This is a genomic window from Bacillus sp. AP50 (assembly GCF_040492675.1).
Taxonomy (GTDB): domain Bacteria; phylum Bacillota; class Bacilli; order Bacillales; family Bacillaceae_G; genus Bacillus_A; species Bacillus_A cereus.
Genome location: NZ_JBEUTW010000788.1, coordinates 1 through 1,202 on the forward strand (window position 1 = coordinate 1; position 1,202 = coordinate 1,202).

Here is a 1,202-nt window from a genome sequence, read left to right on the forward strand (position 1 = left end):
CTTCATAAAAATATTTAATATCAAAACTAATATTCATATTAGAATTAACATCTTCTGTATATAAGCTAATTTCGGATTGATAATGCAAAGTAGTAAGAAAAGATTCTAAAATAGTAATGAAAGCCGAAACTAAATCAAAAAAAGCCTCTATATCACCTATTTTAGGAATTTGATAATTATGTTCCATTTTATTCCTAACCTTATTAAATCTAGAAAGAGAAAAAGAATTAAAAACACCAATATCTTTAAAAAATTTAAGTTTTTGATCTAAACTTAAATTTTTCTTCCTAAATACCTTTATCTTCAAGACATATAAACATGTATCTAATTGACAATCAATTGCCCTTCTCAAATGAGAAACACAATTTATCAAATGTATATGATTAATATTTGTATCATCTTTCTTTAAGTGCAAAAGTTCGTGTTCTGCAAATTGTAAATAATCTCGTGCAAATAAATCAAAATCAGGAAATTCAAAATTACTTCCACCTGCTGAATCCATTATTAAATCGGTGAAATTTTCTAATAAAAACTCTCTTAATTATTCAGACCTGCTAATAGTAGTAATTTCAAACATAAATTATCTCCTTTATTAAAAAATATACAAGTGTTATTCAAAAAAAAACGTCGCCACCTCGAAACATTCTTGATACTTTTAAATTGATATTTTGTTTCTTGTACTTCTTTTATAATTCTAATCTTCTTTTAATTTATTTCCTATGTTTTTTCTCAATTAATTTGTTTATTTTGAAGTTCTGCAACAGTCTTCCATAAATCCGTAATTTCTTGCTTCTGATCTGCTATTACCTTCATAGCTAAAATAAACTTATTAATCCTTTGTTGAAATTTTTCTCAAATCTTTATTTGCATAATCATCCCTTTGGCTTCGCATCGTTGTTGCAGTTTCTTCTTTAACATCAATATTCCTTGCATTCATCCAGGATAAAACCTCTTCTATTTCCATTACAGTTAAATTACGATGGAAACCCTTCTCAATAAATCGATCCCTATTAATAACGCGCTGTTGATTCTGGCTATTCAATTCTTTTGCTATTTGAGAAATAGTAAATAATTTTCAATCCATTATTGTACTCTTTTCTCATATTAAATTTTATTCTTTTTTTACAAATCCTTTTATAATTAAAACTTCTTTCTTTTGTTTTTCTTCTATATAACATTCAAGATATAATCTGTCTCTTATA

General features: G+C 25.6%; 2 protein-coding genes. Both read right to left on the bottom strand.

What is annotated here, in order from left to right; translation table 11 throughout:
• The coding region (locus ABWK52_RS29505) for a hypothetical protein (protein ID WP_353772392.1) at positions 1-502 on the bottom strand (502 nt) is incomplete at its 3' end.
• A 327-nt stretch (positions 503-829) separates the two neighbouring features.
• Complete coding sequence (locus ABWK52_RS29510) at positions 830-1,042, bottom strand: hypothetical protein (protein ID WP_140159068.1); 213 nt, start codon at positions 1,040-1,042, stop codon at positions 830-832.
• Between the last annotated feature and the right edge of the window lie 160 nt (positions 1,043-1,202).